Here is an 18,225-nt window from a genome sequence, read left to right on the forward strand (position 1 = left end):
GCTTAGGCTATCCACCCCACCGGCGGCATCCGCCCATATGCCTGGGCGAGTCCACGTCCCGCTCCTATGCTGGCCAGCATGGCGACCATCCACCACCTCAAGCCGAAGCCGATCCGCCACCACCGCTACCAGCCGCCCGCCGAAGAACCGGCCGACCCCCACACCGCCGCCGACCCGTACGAGACGGAGGTTCTGGTGGAGCGGCGCTCCCCGCTGCCGCCGCTCGTGCTCGCCCTGCGCGGCCCCGATTTCGACGACGCAGCGTGATCGTCTCGTCCGGTAAGCTTTCCTGGCGAGCGAGTCCGTTTCACCGAACGCCCGCCTGACCTCGGGACCAGGCGGGCGTTTCGCATGTCTGCGGTTCGGCAGCGCTTCTCGCCTGAAGAGATCGCGACGGCCAACGAGCTGTGGGGGTTGTGAGGTCCTCGACGGCGCGGCGTGGCCGCCTCGGCTAGAGTTCGTTTCACGGAACGCCCGCCTGGTGTTGGGAAACAGGCGGGCGTTTCGCATGTCGCCGCCCCAGGTTCTCCGCCGAACCCGTTGCACACTCCCCCTATGCGGTTGCATAGTGGGGGTATGCAGATGAAGACAGTGGCCATCCCCGGCAGGTACTGCAATTACGAGCGCGTCACCGTCGCCAACCCCCTGAACCTCCGCCTGTGCGACGGCTCCCACTTCGAGCCGCGCCACGAGATCGTGGAATACGCCAAGTACGAGCGCCTAGTCGACGACATGAGCGAGCGCGGCTGGTCCGGCCCACCGATCGTCGCCGACGTCGAGGCATGCCGGGCCGTCACCGGCAGCCACCGCATCCCCGCCGCCCACTCCGCAGGGATCACAGCCCCGGCCGTGGATCTCGCCGACCTCACCGAGAAGTGCGGCGTAGACCTGCAGAAGTTCGTCGCCCGCTACGGCGAGCTCGAATTCGCGCTCCCGGCCCTGTGCGACCGGCTGCCCAGCCGGATCACCGACGCGTACGGGCTGGACATCTACTGATGCCACCGCGCGGGGACACCTCCTGGCACCAGCCGTTCCTGGACCTGGTGGCCGGCGGCGCGACCTTCGCCGACGCCGCCCGCGAACTGGACATCAACAACAGGACGCTCTACTACCACCTCGATCGGCATCCGAAGCTCCGGCAGGACGCTCAGGCGGCCCGCCAGCAGGGCGGCCTCCCGCCGGGGCGGCGCAGCGCGGTCGAGGACACCTCCTGGCACCAGCCGTTCCTGGACCTGGTGGCCGGCGGCGCGACCTTCATCGACGCCGCCCACGAACTAAAAGTCAGCGACAAGCGGCTCTACAACCACTTCGATCGGCATCCGAAGTTCCGGCAGGACGCCCTGGACGCGCGCCAGCGGAACGAGAACCGGGCACGCGGCCGGCTCCGGCACGTCGCCTGGCAGGAGGGATTCCTGAACCGCATCCAGTCCGGAGAGACGATCACGGACGCCCTGAAAGCCTGCCGCGTCTCCTCCACCACATTCTGGTGGGCGTCCCGCGGCGGGAGAGACGAGGCTTTCCGCGCCCGGCTGCTTGAGATGCTGGCCGGCCACTGCGACCCCGCCATGCACCGCATCACCCAGATCATCGCGGCCGGGCTGTCCGACAAGGGGGCGGCCTGGGTGGTCGGCGTCCACCACTCCCTCCTCCGCCTGTACGCCGAGATGGTGCCAGACGTCGCCGGCAGGCTCGCGGCAGCACGCGCCGCCCGCCCCTCCAGTTGGGCGGCCACGTGGCCGGTGCCCCGCGACGACGTGCTCGAACTCCTCGCCGCCCTCGCGGACGGCTTCGACCTGACGCGGGCGTGCGAGGCGGCCAACCTGCCGCTCCCCACCGTCAAGCAGTGGAGGCGCCGGTTCTCGATGATCGACGCGCTGATCGTCGCGGCGGCCGGCGACGACCGCCACCCGCCGCTGCGCCCCTACCCGCGCCTTACCTGCCCCGGCGACCACTGCGGCAGCAAGACCGGCTACGACTACGGCTGCAAGCGGCCGCCCTGCCGCAGCGCAGCCGTCGAACCCGTCACCGACGCGAGACGCACGAAGGGAACCCGATGACCGACCACACCACCCACGACCCGACTGGCTACGAGGCCGACCCGGAGGAGGTGGCCGCCGCCCTGGCCGACATCGCCGCCGTCATCGACCCGATGGAGAGGTTCGCCCGCGCCGGCGCCGGCCTCGCCTTCCACGAGGCGTGCGCCGCCGAGCTGCGCCAGATGCGCGAGGAGATGGCCGCCCGCTTCAACCGCGGCGACTACGGCCCCCGCCTCAGCTACGGCGACATCGCCGACCTGCTGCTACCGGGCCGGTCACGCGGCCGGGCGCAGCAGCTCGTGGAGCGGGGCCGCCGCCGCCTCGACACAGCGTCCCCGGCCTCACCCGACGCCGGCGCGTGACGCGAGACACCAGCCCACACCCGTATCTACTAAGTAAAGGCCGACGCTTCGGACACCCCGTAGGGGTCGCGGTTTTGACTCCAATTGGAGTCAAAACCAGAAGCGGCGACGAGCCAGGATCAGGCTTCGCCCCAGGTCAGGCACGCGCTGTCACCACCAGCGGGACACCGTGACAGCGCGTGCCTTTACGTTGTCGATTTATTGGCGTCGCGCGCTCGAGTACGCCGCGGCGGACGACGCGAACCTCGGGGTTTCGCGTCGCGGCGGCCGCAGCTCGCCGGCGCGCGACGCCAACCCTGCCCCGGGGGGTTACGGCTCCGGCGGCGTCTCCGGCTCCTCCGGCTCGGGTTCGGGGTCTTCGGGGTCGGGGTTCGGGTCCGGTTCGGGCTCGGGCGGCAGCGTGGTGTCGAGTTCGGCCACCACGTGCACCTGCCCGGTGCCGGCGTGGCGGGCGATCAGCCGCCCCTGCGAGTCGATCTCGACCACCCACGCGTGCGGCGGAATCCCGACCATCGTTCCGCGACGGTGCTCCAGCTTCCGGAGCCGGTCGTCCAGGTCCCGTACGATCTCCGCCGCCGTCGCCGGCCGCCGCTGCGCCCTCACGCCGCCTCCTCGATCTGGATCTGGCCGGGGACGCCGCGCGGTTGCAGCGTCACCCCGACCTGCTCCCCGCCTTCGCTGCCTTCGCTCCACGACACCCGCACGGCGGTCAGCCGCAGCTCGGCGGCCACCCGCCGGCAGGTGCGGACCGACGCTATCGGCACGGCCACGCCCGGGATCAGCTCCTGGATGCCGACCGGCGCGTCCGGCGCGAGCTGCGAGCCGTCCGGCACCTCCAGGATCAGCGGCGACGGGTCGCCGCCGTCGACCAGCGCTTCGGCCGCTGCCTGCGCCGACTCCTGGTCGAGGATGTGGTCCTCGTTGGCGAGGTACTCCAGCAGCCCGCACGTGCCGATGCCGCCGGCTTCGGCACGTACTCCCTGGCCGAGCACGATCGCCGACGTCACCGCTGACAGGCCGGCCTCGCGGACCCGCAGCCCGGCCAGGAAGTCGTCGTCGGTGAGCTGGTGGAGGCGGGCGATCGGCTTCTCGCCGGTGATGATGAGCCGGTGCCCGATGACGGTCCAGTCCACGCCGGTGCGGGCGATCTCCCGCAGGTGGTCGAGGATGTAGCCGGACTCGGGCGCGTACCGCTTCTGCGCGAGGATGCCGGAGTCGTCCACGTGCAGATAGGCCAGCACGTTGGGGTCGTCCTGGCTGTAGCCCTCCCGTACGAGCGCCTCGGCGATGCGCGACAGGTCGGCGGCGTCCGGGCCGGTGAAGTCGAGCAGCGTGCGGGGCACCCGGCGGAAAAGCCACTGCGACACGTCGCGGGCGTCGAGCTGCGTCTGCCCCTGGTCGTGCGCGATCTCCACGACCGGGCCCTGCCAGACGAGCTGGCTGTCGCGGAACAATCCCAGGTCCTGGCACCAGGTGCGGGCCTGCGACAGCACCCGGCAGCATTCGGGGTCGCCGTACGGCACCACCACCGACGCGGATGAAGTGTCGTCCAGGGTGCGGCTCCACTCGACCTGTGACGCCTCCAGCTCGTAGTGGCCGCCCCGCCCGTACCGGTCGAACAGCCGGCACGTGTACTCGCTCGCTGACCCGAGGATCGCCACGTTCACACCTCCCGTACGACGGTCCACAGCGACACGGACGCGTCTTCGGCTATGGATTCGCTGTCGGCGCTGATGCACGCCATGTAGGGGGCGCCGCACTCCAGCACCGGCCACGTGTACGGCAGGCCGCCCTCGCCGGACACGATCGCGCCGGCCGGGGTTTCGGCGCGGCCGGGGCAGCGCACCGCCGCCAGGCGGCGCGTCCCGTCGAGCACGAACGTCGAACCCGGGGGGAGGTAGGAGACGTTGAGCTCGGCGCACGCGCCGCACTGGTCGAGCTGGTCGGCCGGCAGACCGAGCGGGTTGGGGACGAACCGCACCCGCACGCCGCGCAGCGGCAGCGCGCCGGAGTAGATCTCCATGACGGGCACGGTGTCGGACCAGATCGGCGCGGCCTGCGGCGGGATCGGCACGCACACCTCCCTGCGCGACCACGGCTCGCACAGGCACGGGTTGGGCGGGACCGGCAGCTCGGGCAGGGTCGGCGGCGGGCAGCGCGGATCCAGGACGCACGGCTGGAGCTGCGCGGCGGCGCATTGGCCTTCGTCGTCGAGGCAGGTGTCGCCGGTCGTCCACGTCACGCACTCCTCCTCCTCGCCGGAGGAGGCAGGCCAGGTGACGCGGCGCGCGACCTCGACAGGGGCGCGCAGGGCGTGCGGCCGGGCCGCGGTGAGCGTCCACTGCACGACTTTGGCGACGCCGGGGCAGCACTGGCAGGCGCCGCCGAACTGCTCCACCACCTCCGGCGACCGGGTCAGGGCGACGTTGCGGAGGGTGCGCCAGGCCAGCTCGGCGCAGTCGGGGTGGTCGCACGGGCCGGGGCAGGATCCGCCCGCGCCGCTGCCGGGCCCGCACGGCGTGCCGGGCGTTCCCGCCACGGTCGGGCAGCACGACAGGTAGTCGAGGTCGTCGCCGCCGCCGCAGTCGTCGCCGCACGCCAAAGACCCTTGGAGCGCGCTGGACAGCCACTTGATTCCGTAGTCGATGGCGCACGAGGTCCGGCCTATCGCTATCCCGGTGAACACGATCTCGCGGGGCAGGTAGCGGGGCCGCCCGAACACCGCGCCGTCGCCGGCGCGCTGCCGCACCGGCCGTTCGATCGGGGCGGAGTCGAGCCCCTTGACGTCGAGCAGCAGGACGCCGGCGAAGTCAGCGGACTCGGGCAGGCCCGGGTCGTACCAGGGGGCGCCGTCATCAGACGGCAGCGTGTACGGCTCGTCTTCGAGCATCCCGGCCAGGCCGGGACAGCCGCAGTCCTGCACCTGGAGGTGCACCGGTTTCAGCCCCCGGGAGGCGTAGGCGTGGGTGCGGGCGGAGTTGATGATCTCCGTGCCGCCGAAGCAGTACCAGTCCGTCGCTGCCACAAGACTTCTCCCTCGGTGTTAGCGGACGGCCGCGACGATGCGGGCCTCGATGTAGTCGCCGACGCTGCGCGGGTCGGAGCCGTGCGCGTGCACGGTGACCGGCGCTTGGACGTTGTACTGGCGGACCACCCGCTCGCGGCCCCCAGTGCTGGTGTCGCGGGCGTGCGGCCGGCGGGTGTCGCGGATCGGCTGCAGGGGGCGCGGCGTCCGGACGGGCTGGGACGGGACGGCGACGGCGCGCGACAGCAGGCGGCGCAGCTCCGGGACCCGGTTCTCGATGCCGTCGAAGAAGCCCTGCATGGCGTCGTCGCCCAGGTCCTCGGTGACCTTCGACGGCGACCGCATCTTGAGCGTCTTGCGGATGGTGGAGGCGACCGTCCGCGCCATCCGCTCCATGATTTTGGTGAGTTCGGCCTGCTGGGCGCGCAGCCCGTCCAGGAATCCGGCTCCGGCCTTGCGGCCGGCGTCGTACAGGTGGTCGGCGACTTTCTTGCCCAGGTCGGTCGACTCGCGGCTGATGTCGCGGTTGAGCTTGGTGAGGGACGCGATGGTGGCGGCCGAGGCGGTGGTGAGGGAGCGGGCCAGCCCGCCGGCCTGCTCGGGTCCGGCGTCGGCGAGCTGCCGGATGAGGTCCTTGTCCAGGCCGCGCCGGGCGAGCTGCTCCAGGTCGCCGGTGAAGCGCCTGATCTTGATGAGGCGGTCGCGGAGCAGGCTTTCCAGCGCGGTCGGGGACAGGACCTGGTCGCTGTCGCCCAGGCCGACGATGCCGGCGTAGTCGCGGGCGCGGCCGGCGATCTGCTCGGCGGCCTTGGACGCGTCCTGGATGCGCTTGGCCAGGTCGGCGCGCTTCTTGGCCAGCCCCGTCAAGGTTTTGTTGGCGTTGCGGATGCGGGTGATCAGCCGGTCGTCGGCCGTGGTGCGCAGCCCCTTGAAGGTTTTGCGGACTTGGGTGAGGACCTGCTTGAGCGTGTTGGTGATCGCGCGGGGGTCGTCGCCGGTGAGGGTCTTGACGAAGGATTTCTGGGCCGTCATGCGGCCGATCTTCAGGACGTCCTTGGCGACCTTCTCGACGCTGGTCTTGACGCCCTTGCTGTTGCGGACGATGCCGCGGATCCAGCCCAACATCATGTTGCGGCCGACTTCGCGCTCGAACCGGCGCGACGGCGAGAAGATCCACAGGAGGTTCTTGGCCGCCGACAGCGCGGAGGAGGCGGCGTTCTTCACCGTGGAGATCAGGGAGCCGACCATGTTGGAGACGCCGCGGATCATGCCGTTGATGATGTTGGCGCCCAGCTGCACGGCTTGAGAGCCGAGGTTGGTCAGGGTGGAGACCGTGTTGGAGACGAAGCTGGTGATGGCGTTCCAGGCTTTGCCCAGGTCCCACGAGCCGACGAATTTGGCGATCGGGCCGATGACGCTGGTGACGGCGCCGAGCAGCTTGGTCAGGGCGCCGACGATCAACGTGAGCAGGGGGACGACGACCTTGCTGACGGCGAGGTTGAGCAGCGCTCCAGCGAGCTGGATGATCGGCGGCAGGATCGGCATCACAGCGGCCAGAAGTTCGATCAAGGCCACCGCGAGTTGGAGGAAGGGCGGGATCAGCTGCGGCAAGATCGGGGCGAGCTGCTGGGCGAGCTGGCTCGCGACGGGCATGATCGCGGCGGCGAGCTGGGAGAAGGCGGGCTGGAGCTGCGCGATCGCAGTGGTCAGCGGTCCGGACAAGGCGGACACGATGGGCGTCAAGATCGCTGCGAGGAGTCGCAGCGCAGCCGCCAGAATTGTGCCCGCAAGTGACGCTATCGCACCGATTGGCCCCATAAGGGGGGTTAGGGCGGCGAGGAGCTGACCGAAGGCACCCAGCACCGGACCGAGCAGCGGCGTCAGAATCTGCAGCGCCTTCGCCAGCACCCCGAAAAGCTGCGCCAGCACCGGCGCACCACTGCTGACCAGCGCAGACAGGAACGGCGTGAACGCCTCCAGCAGCGTGCCCAAGGACGGCACGAGCGCCGAGGCCCCCTGAGCCAGCACCGGCCCGAGCTGATCGAGCGCCTTCTTCGCAGTCGGCACCAGCGGCTGGATCGCGTCCGTCATCGCGATCTTGAGCTGGTCCTTGAAAGCGGACCACCGGCCGGCCAGGGTCTCCGACTGGGCCTCCATCGCCCCAGCCGCGCCCTTGAACTGCTGCATCCCCTTCAAGATCGCGTCGATGCCTTCGCGGCCCGTCACGGCGCCCGCGGCGATGTCGTCCATCGCCTGCCCCGTCGACGTGCCGCGAGCCGCCGCGATCGCCGCCACCGCCGAGAAGCCAGGCAGCCGCTCGCTGATCTGGTGCAGCTCCTCCATCGACGTCTTGCCCTTGGAGGCCATCTGGCCCAGAGCACGGACGACGCCGTCGATCTCCTCCTGGCCCTGCCCGAGCACCGCGGCGATGTCGCCGATGATGGTCAGGGTCGGCAGGATCTCCTTCTTGGCGATCCCGGCCGCCTTGCCCATCGCCAGCAGCCGCATCGCCGCGTCAGCAAGGCCCTGGAACTCGAAAGGCGTCTCAGCCGCGAACTGCTGCAGCTCGGCCACATAGTCCCGGGCGGCCTTCGCCGACCCCAGCAGCGCCGTGAAACTGATCGTGGTCTGTTCGAGCTCCGCCGCCCACACCAAGCCGAACCCGGCGATCCCGGCCGCGATCCCCGCGATGCCGGCCACCGTGTAGCCGACCGGCTTCATGACCCGCTTGGTCAAGATGCCCTGGATCGGCGTCAGCGCCCGCTCAGCCCGCGCCGTCGCCGACGAGAACGCGCTGCCGATCATCGCGCCGGCCGCTCGCGCCTTGGCCACCACCGGCGCGAAACTGACGCTGTTGATCGCGTTCAGCGCGCTCTGGGCGACCCTGGACGACTCGACGAACGCCGACCCGATCTCCCGCGCCGAACGCCCCGCCTGCACCGCCAGCCCGGCCATCAACCGGCCAGGCCGCACAACCGCCGTCTCCAACGCGGTCTGGATCGCGCGGCCCGCCGCCTGGAACGGCCGCGCGACCTGCGCCGCCACCGCCGCCGCCGCCGACCGCACCTTCCCGGTGCCGGAAGCGAGCCCCTCCGCGACCCGGTCCAGCGACCGGCCGGCGACCCGCGCCGCCGACACCAGCCGGTCCTGAAGCGCCCGCCCGGCCCGCTCCGCCTGGACCTCGACACCGTCCAGCCCGTCAGCGCCGACGTCCCCCAGCGCCTTCGCGGCCTTGCGAGCGCCGCCGGTCAGCTCGTCGCCGACCGCCCGCCCGGCCCGCTTCGCCGCGTCCTCGACATCGCCCAGCCCCTCGGCGCCGACCTCTCCGAGCGCTTTCGCGGCGTCCTTCGCGCCATCCGCGATCTCCTCGCCGACCGCCTTGCCCACCCGCTCGGCGGCGTCGGCAACCCCGTCGAGGCCCTTCTCCGCGTCCTGGGCTGCACGGCCGATCGACTTCTTGATCTGCGACGCGAGCTTGTCGTCCTCCAGCTTGGAGGTGTCGGCGACGATCTCGACGAAAGCGGAACTCAAAGGGCCCTGGCTGGCCACGCGCGCACCTCACCCATCGGGGATGCGCCCGGCCAGCAGCCAGCGGCGTCACGCCAAGGCTACCGAGATCACCCCCGGCGGCCCCGCTGCGCCGCCATCGCCGCCATGAAAGCGTCGCCCTCGTCGTGCGGCGTCCACAGCGGCTCGGCGTCGAGATCAGCGGTCAGCGGCGGCGCTTTGAGCTTGGCGTCGAACTTGGCGACCTCCTTGCGCTGAGCGCCGTCGATCAGCCACGCATAGATCACAGAGCAGGCGCGTGCCGGTGACCGCTCCATCAGCCCGGCCACGTCCACGCCCGACCGCAGCAGCAGCGCGCCGTCGAGCTCCGGCCACCCCGCCACCGCCGCCACGATCAGCCGCTGCGCCACCCACCACGCCCGGCCAGTCGCCTGCTCCACCAGCCGGCTCGCCACCGGATACACATCACGCAGCCGCAGCTCGTCGCCCGGGTCGGCCAGCCGGTCCTCCAGCGCGTCGGCGTCCTCCGGGTGCAGCAGATCCCACAGCAGCGGCATCCGCCAATCCGGGTCGGCAGCCTGCATGTGCTCCCACAGGCACGCCCACGACCCCGTCAGCTCGTACCGTTCGGCGTCCAGTAGGAACGCCGCGGGCGGCCCCGACAGGGCCGCCCGCAGCGCCGCGTCATACCTCGGCACCGGTCACCGGCGGCGACGCCGCGCCGGCGCCGGGCCCTTCGACGCCTGCCCGGCCGGCGACAACTTCTTCGCCAGCTTCTCCATGATGTCGAACAGGTCCTCAAGGCCGAAGTCGTCGGCCGGGTCGTCGTAGCGGGCCCGCAGCCGCACCGCCGACTCCTCCTCCACCACCTGGTCGAGGAATTCCATCACCGCCCAGATCTGGTCCGGCAGCTTCGCCTGCCGGGCTGCCGCCCTGCTGAGCTGGGCGAGGATCTCCGGCGTCTTCTTATGCTTGACGGCGTAGTACGCCACCCCGTCGATGACCAGCCGGATCCGCTCCGACTCCTGCGGCCGATCCTTGGCCTTAGTCGTGAAAACCAGCTCGTCGACGACTTCCGGCCCGTCGTCCACCAGGTCGACTTCGCCGGCCATCTCCTCGCTCACAGCCCCCCCAATCAGTAGTTCGGTCTCGACACCCGGTACGGCGACACCTCTTCCAGAGCGCGGGTCAGCCACCGGTCACCCTTGACGCCCTTCACCTGCCGGGCGAACACGATCCGCCCCCGGCCCTTCGCCTGCACCGACGAATTCCGCGCCTCGAACCGCAACACCTTGGCCCGCACCGGGCGGATCGGCCGGCCGCGCGGCCCGTACACGCCGGTGCCGCGCTCCATGTACCAGCCGTGCGCCAGCGACGTGCCGACCCGGCCGACGATCCGCCACCCCGTCACGGTCACGGTCGGCTGGATCGACGCCCGCAGCGTCCCGTCGTCCACCCGCACGTTCCGCTTCGCGGCGTTGGCCGTCAACCGGGTCAGCGCTTCGACGTGCCGCACCAGAGGCCCCGCCGACGATTCGGTCAGCCTGCGCAGCTCCGCCCGGTGCACCTCGACCCTCACCCGGGCCACGATCAACCCGCCAACGTCACTTGGTGGGGTTGACCCACACCCACAGGCCCGTCTTCTTGTTGCGCAGCCACTCGCCGTCAGGCGCGCCGAACGGCGCCACCACGGTCGCCGGAGGCTTGCCCTTGCCGGACCAGGCGATCACGACGCCCGGCTTGGCGGGCGCGGGCGCCGGCTTGACGACACCGGCAGAAGCAGAGGCGGCAGTGGAGGCCGGGAACAGCACCCCGGCAGCGACAGACAGAGCCAGCAGGCCCTTGGACATGATGTTCATGCGGCACACCTTGGCAGGTCACCTACGCTGCGGCCTTCCACCCTGCCCGCACACAGCCGCCGCTAGACCAATCTTTGGCCCGCCGCGTGCCCCCCGCTGGAACGCGCACGATCAGGTGGCTATGGTCAGCCGTGAATACCCCACCTGACCCCTGTGAGGAGACCCCGGTGAGCGGACCACCCGCGCGCTGCAAGAGGATCGCGATCGCCAACCAGAAGGGCGGCGTCGGAAAAACCACCACCACCATCAACCTGGCCGCGGGCCTGGCCCGCGCCGGCCACACCGTCCTGGTCGGCCAGATGGACTCCCAGCCCAACCTGTCCAGCACCCTCGACCCCGAGGTGGGCGAGTACACGATGGCCGACGTCCTGCACGCCGACCGCCGCACCCGCCAGGTCGTGCCCGGGTCGCTCGCCTCAGCGATCGTCCCGTCCGGCCCGGCCTGGCCCGACACGCTGTCCGTCGTGCCGGGCAGCATCGAGCTGGCCAGCCGCGACGACGAGACCCACGTCGGAGCCGAACGACGACTCGCCATCACCAGCGACGGCGCGCTCGACGACACCGAGATCGCCATATGGGACCTGCCGCCCAGCCTCGGGCAGCTCACCATCAACGGCCTGGTCGCCGCCGACGAGGTATGGATCGTCACCACGCCCACCCGCTACGGCCTCGAAGGGATCGCCGACCTGATCGCCACCGTCGAGCTGGTCCAGATGCACTACAACCCCGATCTGGTGGTCGGCGGCATCATCGTCAACATGTACTACCAGGGCCGCACCGAGTCGATCGCCCGCCACGAGGAGCTGGTCGGCTCCTACGGGCGCCGCTCCCAGGGCGGCCTGGTCTACGACGAGGTGTGCAACCACTTCGAGGTGGTCAACAAAGCCATCGGTGCCGCCGCCCCTCTGTGGTTGTACGGCTCCGAAGGGCAGGCGCCGGCCTCCTGGTACGAGAGCTGCGGCGCCGCCATGCTCGCGGGGAGGAACTGATGGCCAAGCCCGCACCCAAGCCCGCCGTCAAAGCAGCGCCGCCCCGCCCCCTGTTCAAGGGAGGCGGCCGGCACCCGCTCGACACCAGCTCCGGCATCTCCGTCGACCAGATCCCCGACCCGGTCGAGACGACCTCAGACGGGCCGCTCACGCCCGAAGAGATCGACAGCCTGGAGCTGTGCGAGAAAGCCATCGATCACCTGCGAGAAGCGTTCTGGGCGGCCGGGAAAAGCCTCCAGGTGATCCGCGACGGCCGCTACTACCGGCACAAGGGCTACCCGAACTTCGAGGAGTACTGCCTGTCGCGGTGGGGATTCACCCGCGCCCAGGCGGACCGGCTCATCGCCGCCTGGCCGCTCGCCCTGGATTTGACTCCAATTGGAGTCAAAATCGGGGCCGCCCCCAACGAGTCGCAGGTCCGCGAGCTGCTGCCGCTCGCCAAGAGCGACCTCGGCACCCGCCCGGCTGTGGACGTCTACACCGCCGTCGTCGAGCACCTCGCCGAGACGCCCGACAGCGAGCGGGAACGCGTCACCGCCAAGCTGCTCAAGGACATCGTGGCCACGCTGCCGGTCACGCTGGATCAGTGGCAGCGCGACACCGTCGAACAGCACGTGCGGGCCGTCCTCGACGGCGAGGTCAGCCGGGCCGGCGGCGGGACCCGCACGTGGGAGCAGGAAGCGGTCCGGCTCCGCCGCACGCTCGCCCACCTCGGCAAGCTCGACGTGGCCAAGGTGCCGGCGGACGACGCGCTGTCCCTCGCCGAGGAGCTGCGCGCGACCGCCGACCGGCTCACCCAAGCAGCCACGTCCGCGTAGCGCGCCGGCGAGCTGCGGCCGCCGCGACGCGAAAAGGCCCCGTCCCCCTGGCAGAAGAAGGGGGCGGGGCCTTTTCGTACCCGGGGGCCTACTGCCAGCCGTACCCGGCGACGATCACCTTGCAGTCGCCGCCCGGGTGACGGCCGAACCGCTGATGCTTGTCCGGCGTGCCGATCAGCCACACCGTGCACTCCACACCACCATCACCGACGCTGCCGCTGCCGGTGCCGCCGGCGGGAGGGCCGCCGCGCTGATCGCTGTCCTGCCAGCGGTGCGTCCACCCGTCGCCGTCGACCACCGTCCAGCCGCCCAGCCGCGTCCCGAACGGCCCCGCCACGCCGGGCGCCGACCCGGCCGCGATCACCGCCACACCGTCCGGCAAAGCAGGCTCGCCGCCCACGTACCGCCACAGCCTGCCGCCGTCACGCGACTCGACCTCCTCCCACCGGCCGCCGGGCCCGCCGAACGGCCCCGGCCCCGGGTCGGAAGGCCGCTCCAACGCGTTCCACACCACGGCCGGCGGCTCACCCGCCACCGCCGGACCAGCGCCGGCCAGCAGCCCAGCCACCACCGCCAGCGCCACCACAACGCTACGAAAACCTGTCCTCATGGCAGAGATCGTGGCAGGCCGGCCGCCCGTGCGGCGGCCGGCCGCTCCGCGCCTAGACCAGCCCTTTAAACGTGGAAAGGGCCCGCCCCCCAGATCTCGGGGGCGGGCCCTTCGGCCGGGCAGGGTCAGCGGCAGCCGCCCGACGCGGCCTTCAACGTCTCCTGCGCCTCACACTTCCGCTGGGCGACCTTGTCCTCCGTCTCCGACCCACACCCGTAGACGGACCGGCCGCGGTCCACCGACAGCAGCGGACGCACGCCAGAGGCGACGCACGCGGCCACGTACTGGTCGTGCGCGTCGCCCAGCCGGTAGTCGCTGAGCAGCTCCCCGTAGTGGGTGCTGCTCCGCTCCCACTCAGTGGCGGCCTTGACCAGCGTGTTGGCGCGCCGCACATACGCCTGGTGGGCGGCCAGCCACGCGAACGTGGTCGGCGCCTCCAGCGCCTGCCACGCCGCCTCCTCGGCCGGCTCGGCCTCCACCAGCGCCTGCCACGCCTCCTCCTCCTGCTTGGCCAGGTCCAGCAGCTTGTAGTGCCGCAGCGTCAGGTGGTAGGCGAGGTGCGCGGCCGGCTTCTTCTTGTAGTCCGGCTCCTGCGCGAGCTGCCCCCAGTACGAGAAGTCGCGCGACCGGTAGGTGAGGCCGTCTCCGGACAGCTTCAGATCGCCGAAAGGCAGCTCCTCCGGAGCCGTCGCAGGCGTGCCGTCGTCGCGGGTCTCGATGCTCGTGCCCATGGTCAGTTCCCCTTCCCGGTGAGGCAGTCCTGGGCGACGTCGCCGACCTGGCACGCCTTGAGCTGCTTGCCGGTCGCCGGCACCACCACCATGTCGCCCTGCCCGGCGTCGAAAGGCACCAGCAGCAGCTCCTTGGAGGTGTGGCCGGCCACCACGGCGGCGATCTCCCCCGACAGGAAGCGGCGGATCTGCTCCTTCTCCGACTGGTCCTTGACGCCGTCCATGATGTGCGGGCCGAAGGTCAGCAGCACGCCGATGGTCAGCAGCGCGCCCACGACCAGCCGCCCGACCCGCTGGTGGAAGGCAGGGCCGCGATCTCTGTCTCGCATGGTCTTTCCTTGTCCTCGAAAAATTGCTCGGGTGTCAGGTGCCTGGCAGGGAGGAAGAGAACCGGGGGCGCCACACCAGGTGTGACGCCCCCGGGCCGCGTGCCCGGCCCTACCCCTCCCAAAGAGGGCCGGGCACGACGTTCACCGGTGGACGGCGCGGGCGACCTCGACCCAGAACTCGCGGCCGGAGTCGCCCGGCCGCACGTCCACCGTCGCGGCGATCTCGCCGAACCGGCCCTCGAACAGCTCCCGGGCGGCGGCGACGGCCCCGGCGCCGGTGGGGAAGTCCTCCGGCGCCTGGACGAGCATCGTCGTGCCGGGGGTGTCCTGCCACGGGTCCTGCCGCAGCATGGTGAACCCGGTCCCGTCCAGCAGGCTCTGCCCGATCGGCAGCATCCGCATGCCGGGGAGCTTCGCGCTGGCCTTCTCCGCCTCCTCCGGCGAGACGGCCCGGAAGCCGCCGAGCAGGTCGAGCACGCTCTCCGCCAGCTCCCTGTAGGCGCTGACGGCGTAACCCAACATCCGGGCGTTCCGCTCGATCCCTTCCATGGACTCGGTGACGTCGCTGTAGAAGCTCTCCGGAAGCCGGAGATCGCCGGAGTCCGGCGCGGTCCGAAGGATCTGGCCGGCGGTGTCGCACGCCCCGCGGGCCGTGTGCCTGATGCTGTCCACCTGGTGGGCGAGGTCGTTGACCAGCCGCAGGAGGTCGGCGGCCTCGACCGCCAGGGCGGCGCGCTCCGCCGTCTCCTGCTCCGGGAAGGCGCAGTTGGGGTCCGGGATCACAATGGCGTGAGCCATGTGAGCGCTCCTTTCATGTTGTGAGGTGAGGTAGGTGAGGGTGCAGGGCTCGGAAAGTCACCAGGTGCGGGCCGTCAGCATCCGGCGCAGCTCTTCCCGCTCCACGGGCTGACCGTTCAGCTGGATCTGGCGGCCGGACCGCACGGCCTCCCCGCCGGGGCGGATCATGTACTGGTGGATCAGGTCGGCCTGGGCCACCAGAGCATCCACCTCGGTCCGCGTGGACCCGCTCGGGATGTTCACGACGGCCTGGTCCAGCGCGGCCATCCGCATGGCCAGGTCGTGCTGGTCGTAGTACTGCTCCAGCCACTCCTGAAGCTGCGCCGCCTGGGATTCGACGTCCTCGGCGCGGATGTAGCTGTGGTAGTGGGTGATGGTTTGGCTCAGGAGGAGCCGCATCTTGCAGGCCACCTGCCACGCCTTGATCGCGCATTCGCCGTCCAGGCGGCGCTTGAGGTTTTCACGCTGGCGGGCGCGCTTCGTCTGGATGATCAATGGGACTCCCTTCGTTGGTGACGATCCGGTCCGCTGACCGCCCAAACCCGAGCCGCGCCGCTCAGGTTTGGGCGGCCGGCGCACTGGCCGTCACCGCTGCGCATCCGGGGGGAGTGGGCCGGGGCCTGGTGTAGGCCCCGGCGGGATAGGTCACTGGTCGGCGACCTTGATGACCTCGCCGGCCACCTCCACGTCGCCGTAGGAGGCGAGTTGGAGGGCCGTCTCGTGCAGCTCTGCGGCGGTCGCGCCCTGGTCCTTCCTGGCCTGGGCGGTCTCGCGCGCTTTCCGCAGCGCCTTCGCGCGGTCGGTCATTCGTGTCCCCTTCTTGTGTCGGGGGACGCCCGGCCCCCGCCCCCGATGGTTGGGGGCCGGGCGGCCCGGGGTTCTAGCGGGTGGTGCCCTGCAGACCAGCGGCGACGGCCTCGCCGTTCGTCGCGCCGCCCTTGGCCTCGTTCAGCTTGTTGGCGGCGTGGACGATCTGGTTCGGGTCGCCGCTCCGCTGCGCCTGGGTCAACTCCTCGTTGGCCCGCCGAATCTCGTCGATCTTTGACTGTCGGAACGCCATGTTCTCTCCCTCGTACCGGGGTGTCAGGTGCAGAACAAACCATACACATAGGTGGTGGGCAATGCAACGATCGGCAACTATGAAGACATGGGAAATCGAGCACCACCAGCCACACAGCCAGCACGTCCTATCCCGCGTCGCGGCGAGCTCCCGCCCCCACCCGCATACGCGAATCGTGCTTCGCCCACCACCTGGGCTAAGCTGCCAACCCTTGGCCCTAGGCGCGCACCTTGGAGCCGCACGCGAAAGGCCCCCCTGGCGACGACGGACCAGGGGGGCCTTTCCGCGTCGCGGCGGCCGCAGCTCGCCGGCGCGCTACACGAAAACCATCAGGTTCGCGTCGCGGCGGCCGCGGCCCTCGAGGCCGCGACGCGAACCTTCGCGGTCAAGTCGGGCAGCAGTCGTACGCCTGCACCAGCAGCGTCATCACCCCGCCCTGGCAGCCGCCAGACGGCCCGATCGCCTGCCACTGCCCCGGAACCACCACCCGGCTCTGCGCCGCGAAGCAGCACATCACCGCGCGCCGGATCGCCGCCGCGTCATCCAGCACCACCCGCGCGTCGCGATCGACCTCCTCGCACGACGGCGGCGTCCCGTCCTCCGCCATCGTCGCCGCGCACCGGTACACGCCGGCCTCCAGCTCGACCGCCCACGACCCCGGCAGGAAACACGTCGGCGGCGCCTCCTGCAGCGGCGCCGGGAAACGCTGCGACGTCGGGAACATGCGCGACACCCGCGTCCACGCCTGCCCCTGCCCGCCCCCGCACTCGCACATGCAGCCGTCCATCGGCGGATACCCCGCCCCCGGCACCACACAGCACCGGCACACCGGCCCCGCCAGGCTCGCCTCCAGCTCCGCGCACAGGCACTCCAGCAGCTTCGCCGCCAGCGGGTACGCCACCACATCCATCACCGGCCCGCCTCCCACGTCGTCGTCCTCGCAGGCATCAGGTCCACGCTGTAGACGCGCGACGCCTGCGCCAGCCGGTCCGGGTTCACCGCCCGCACCCACGCATCCACCTCGGGCAGCCCCGTCAGTCCCCTCTCCAGGTGGTCCATCGGATCCACGAACGACATGGTGACGCCTTCGCGGCTGATGGTCTGCACCCGCGCCGGCAGCCGGCACGCCCCCATCCCCTGGCCAGGGCAGACCGCTTTGACCAGCTCGCACGCGTACGACGACGCGGCGGCGATCCCGCCCGGCGGCACCGGCACGCCCTGCCGGTAGGTGACCGCCAGCGTCCCCGGCTCCGTGGGCGGCGCCGATAGATCCTGGCAGTCGGGCCAGCACTCGCCGTCCGTGCGCACCAGCGTGCGGTGGCCGTCCACCCGGTAGGCGTCGGCCGGAAGTTCAACGCCGTCCTGCATCACTCGCACGATCGAATCGACCGGGCCGGGCAGGACGATCTCGCACATCGGCCCGCACGAGCAGGCCGTCACGCACGTGCCGCAGCCGTTGTACCAGCGGCCGTCTTCGAGCCGCGGCGAGAACACCCCGCCACGGGGGCCGGCGAGCCGCGCCGCACCGCCCGAGTCCGGGCAGGGAGCCCGGCAAGGCCGCAGAGTGATCTCACACAGGCCGAAGCGCTTACCGGTCAACCGCCACAGCAGCTCCGTGGCCAGCGCGGCGGCCCACTCGCGCACATCGTCGCTAGCGGCGTCCCACGCTTTGCAGCACTTGGGGGAGACGTCCCAGCCGCATGGCGAGACTCGTACGGCCATCCAGGTCCTTTCTCAGCGGGACGGGCCGGACGTCCAGGAGGGAAGACGTCCGGCCCGGGTCTATTACCGGCGACGTGAGCGCCGGCTCGACTGCGCCAGCCTCGCCCCAGGGTCCGGGTCAGGAGTCGGCTCCGGTTCGGGGTCGGGCGTCGGCTCCGGCTCCGGGTCCGGCGTCGGGTCTGGCTCCGGCTCCGGGTCGGGCGTCGGGTCCGGGTCGGGCGTCGGGTCCGGCTCCGGTTCGGGCTCCGGCTCCGGGTCCGGCTCCGGCTCCGGGTCCGGCGTCGGGTCCGGGTCGGGCGTCGGGTCCGGCTCTGGGTCGGGCTCCGGTTCGGGCTCCGGCTCCGGGTCCGGCGTCGGGTCAGGGTCGGGCGTCGGGTCG

The 18,225-nt window shown here is 71.4% G+C and carries 24 protein-coding genes; 6 read left to right on the plus strand and 18 right to left on the minus strand.

Going from position 1 to position 18,225, the window contains the following annotated elements; all coding sequences use genetic code 11:
- Positions 1–78: 78 nt before the first annotated feature.
- The 4 genes from ACFFR3_RS46360 to ACFFR3_RS46375 all read left to right on the plus strand — a co-directional run bounded on the left by ACFFR3_RS46360 (position 79) and on the right by ACFFR3_RS46375 (position 2,398).
- Complete coding sequence (locus tag ACFFR3_RS46360; protein ID WP_379485248.1) at positions 79–267, plus strand: hypothetical protein; 189 nt, start codon at positions 79–81, stop codon at positions 265–267.
- 309 nt (positions 268–576) lie between these two features.
- Complete coding sequence (locus ACFFR3_RS46365) at positions 577–996, plus strand: hypothetical protein (protein ID WP_345410373.1); 420 nt, start codon at positions 577–579, stop codon at positions 994–996.
- Positions 996–2,057, plus strand: coding sequence for a hypothetical protein (locus ACFFR3_RS46370; RefSeq protein WP_379485249.1), 1,062 nt, complete (start codon positions 996–998; stop codon positions 2,055–2,057). Before ACFFR3_RS46365 ends, ACFFR3_RS46370 begins: the two co-directional genes overlap by 1 nt.
- On the plus strand, positions 2,054–2,398 hold the full coding sequence (locus ACFFR3_RS46375; RefSeq protein WP_379485250.1) for a hypothetical protein: 345 nt from the start codon (positions 2,054–2,056) through the stop codon (positions 2,396–2,398). The genes ACFFR3_RS46370 and ACFFR3_RS46375 overlap by 4 nt, the downstream gene beginning before the upstream one ends.
- A gap of 309 nt (positions 2,399–2,707) precedes the next feature.
- On the opposite strand, the gene ACFFR3_RS46380 is transcribed toward ACFFR3_RS46375, so the two are convergent.
- The 8 genes from ACFFR3_RS46380 to ACFFR3_RS46415 form a co-directional block, all read right to left on the minus strand.
- The gene (locus ACFFR3_RS46380; RefSeq protein ID WP_345410364.1) at positions 2,708–3,001 is read right to left on the minus strand and encodes a hypothetical protein; all 294 of its coding nucleotides are present in this window, start codon (positions 2,999–3,001) and stop codon (positions 2,708–2,710) included.
- The gene (locus tag ACFFR3_RS46385; RefSeq protein WP_345410362.1) at positions 2,998–4,059 is read right to left on the minus strand and encodes a hypothetical protein; all 1,062 of its coding nucleotides are present in this window, start codon (positions 4,057–4,059) and stop codon (positions 2,998–3,000) included. The genes ACFFR3_RS46380 and ACFFR3_RS46385 overlap by 4 nt, the downstream gene beginning before the upstream one ends.
- Before the next feature lie 2 nt (positions 4,060–4,061).
- Positions 4,062–5,423: a hypothetical protein gene (locus ACFFR3_RS46390; RefSeq protein WP_379485251.1), complete on the minus strand. Its 1,362-nt coding sequence runs from the start codon at positions 5,421–5,423 to the stop codon at positions 4,062–4,064.
- A gap of 18 nt (positions 5,424–5,441) precedes the next feature.
- On the minus strand, positions 5,442–8,954 hold the full coding sequence (locus ACFFR3_RS46395; RefSeq protein WP_379485252.1) for a tape measure protein: 3,513 nt from the start codon (positions 8,952–8,954) through the stop codon (positions 5,442–5,444).
- A gap of 86 nt (positions 8,955–9,040) precedes the next feature.
- Positions 9,041–9,628, minus strand: a complete 588-nt coding sequence (locus ACFFR3_RS46400) for a hypothetical protein (RefSeq protein ID WP_345410352.1) — start codon at positions 9,626–9,628, stop codon at positions 9,041–9,043.
- A gap of 3 nt (positions 9,629–9,631) precedes the next feature.
- Positions 9,632–10,042, minus strand: coding sequence for a hypothetical protein (locus tag ACFFR3_RS46405; protein ID WP_379485253.1), 411 nt, complete (start codon positions 10,040–10,042; stop codon positions 9,632–9,634).
- A 23-nt stretch (positions 10,043–10,065) separates the two neighbouring features.
- Positions 10,066–10,509, minus strand: coding sequence for a hypothetical protein (locus ACFFR3_RS46410; RefSeq protein WP_345410348.1), 444 nt, complete (start codon positions 10,507–10,509; stop codon positions 10,066–10,068).
- A 25-nt stretch (positions 10,510–10,534) separates the two neighbouring features.
- Complete coding sequence (locus ACFFR3_RS46415; RefSeq protein WP_345410346.1) at positions 10,535–10,789, minus strand: hypothetical protein; 255 nt, start codon at positions 10,787–10,789, stop codon at positions 10,535–10,537.
- Between the two features lie 167 nt (positions 10,790–10,956).
- On the opposite strand from ACFFR3_RS46415, the gene ACFFR3_RS46420 reads away from it, so the two are divergent.
- A complete protein-coding gene (locus ACFFR3_RS46420) occupies positions 10,957–11,778 on the plus strand; it encodes a ParA family protein (RefSeq protein WP_379485254.1) in 822 nt (273 codons plus the stop codon).
- Positions 11,778–12,596, plus strand: coding sequence for a hypothetical protein (locus ACFFR3_RS46425; protein WP_379485255.1), 819 nt, complete (start codon positions 11,778–11,780; stop codon positions 12,594–12,596). Before ACFFR3_RS46420 ends, ACFFR3_RS46425 begins: the two co-directional genes overlap by 1 nt.
- A gap of 88 nt (positions 12,597–12,684) precedes the next feature.
- On the opposite strand, the gene ACFFR3_RS46430 is transcribed toward ACFFR3_RS46425, so the two are convergent.
- From ACFFR3_RS46430 to ACFFR3_RS46475, 10 genes are all read right to left on the minus strand, one after another.
- The gene (locus ACFFR3_RS46430) at positions 12,685–13,206 is read right to left on the minus strand and encodes a hypothetical protein (protein ID WP_345410342.1); all 522 of its coding nucleotides are present in this window, start codon (positions 13,204–13,206) and stop codon (positions 12,685–12,687) included.
- 125 nt (positions 13,207–13,331) lie between these two features.
- Entirely contained in the window at positions 13,332–13,937 is a 606-nt protein-coding gene (locus ACFFR3_RS46435) for a hypothetical protein (RefSeq protein WP_379485256.1), read from the minus strand.
- A 2-nt stretch (positions 13,938–13,939) separates the two neighbouring features.
- Positions 13,940–14,266 carry a hypothetical protein gene (locus ACFFR3_RS46440; protein ID WP_345410338.1) on the minus strand — a complete coding sequence of 109 codons (327 nt, stop codon included), beginning with the start codon at positions 14,264–14,266 and terminating at the stop codon, positions 13,940–13,942.
- A gap of 141 nt (positions 14,267–14,407) precedes the next feature.
- Positions 14,408–15,064 carry a hypothetical protein gene (locus tag ACFFR3_RS46445; RefSeq protein WP_345410336.1) on the minus strand — a complete coding sequence of 219 codons (657 nt, stop codon included), beginning with the start codon at positions 15,062–15,064 and terminating at the stop codon, positions 14,408–14,410.
- A gap of 57 nt (positions 15,065–15,121) precedes the next feature.
- Complete coding sequence (locus ACFFR3_RS46450) at positions 15,122–15,559, minus strand: hypothetical protein (RefSeq protein ID WP_345410334.1); 438 nt, start codon at positions 15,557–15,559, stop codon at positions 15,122–15,124.
- A 150-nt stretch (positions 15,560–15,709) separates the two neighbouring features.
- Positions 15,710–15,871 (minus strand): hypothetical protein, encoded by a 162-nt coding sequence (locus ACFFR3_RS46455; protein WP_345410332.1) that lies wholly within the window; start codon positions 15,869–15,871, stop codon positions 15,710–15,712.
- Positions 15,872–15,944: 73 nt separating this feature from the next.
- Entirely contained in the window at positions 15,945–16,124 is a 180-nt protein-coding gene (locus tag ACFFR3_RS46460; RefSeq protein WP_345410330.1) for a hypothetical protein, read from the minus strand.
- A 385-nt stretch (positions 16,125–16,509) separates the two neighbouring features.
- A complete protein-coding gene (locus tag ACFFR3_RS46465; RefSeq protein WP_379485257.1) occupies positions 16,510–17,037 on the minus strand; it encodes a hypothetical protein in 528 nt (175 codons plus the stop codon).
- On the minus strand, positions 17,034–17,846 hold the full coding sequence (locus tag ACFFR3_RS46470; protein ID WP_379485258.1) for a hypothetical protein: 813 nt from the start codon (positions 17,844–17,846) through the stop codon (positions 17,034–17,036). The genes ACFFR3_RS46465 and ACFFR3_RS46470 overlap by 4 nt, the downstream gene beginning before the upstream one ends.
- A 63-nt stretch (positions 17,847–17,909) precedes the next feature.
- On the minus strand, positions 17,910–18,225 hold a 316-nt coding region (locus tag ACFFR3_RS46475), incomplete at its 5' end, for a hypothetical protein (RefSeq protein ID WP_379485259.1).

It is taken from the genome of Nonomuraea salmonea, assembly GCF_042428605.1.
In the GTDB taxonomy this organism is placed as follows: domain Bacteria; phylum Actinomycetota; class Actinomycetes; order Streptosporangiales; family Streptosporangiaceae; genus Nonomuraea; species Nonomuraea salmonea.